The sequence below is a fragment of the Colwellia sp. BRX8-9 genome (assembly GCF_014077245.1).
GTDB lineage: Bacteria > Pseudomonadota > Gammaproteobacteria > Enterobacterales > Alteromonadaceae > Colwellia_A.
In genome coordinates, this window is record NZ_JACGVN010000059.1 from 1 (window position 1) to 426 (window position 426).

General features: G+C 45.1%; 1 protein-coding gene. It reads left to right on the plus strand.

Annotation, left to right across the window (positions count from 1 at the left end; genetic code table 11):
* The coding region (locus H4J70_RS21070; protein WP_404842507.1) for a transposase at nucleotides 1-426 on the plus strand (426 nt) is incomplete at both ends.

Here is a 426-nt window from a genome sequence, read left to right on the forward strand (position 1 = left end):
TATGCGGGCATTAAACGAGCCTATTGCTCGACAAGCCAATAAAGAAGATGAATGTACTGGGCACTTTTGGGAAGGACGCTTTAAATCTCAAGCCCTGCTCGATGAAGGGGCATTACTTGCTTGTATGGCTTATGTAGATTTAAATCCAGTGCGTGCGGGCATTGCCCCAACACCTGAGCAATCGAGTTTTACCAGTATTCAACTGCGTATCAAAGCAGCCATTATCGGAGAGCAACCGACAACGTTATTACCTTTTACGGGCCATGAACAGCAAGAGAAAACCTCCGGTATCCGCTTTAGCTTGAAGGACTATTTAACCCTTGTAGATGAAACAGGTCGCGTAATAAGAGCAGACAAACGAGGCGCTATCGATAACAAAACCGCAAATATACTGTCAAGACTTCACATCAGCGATGAAAGTTGGCT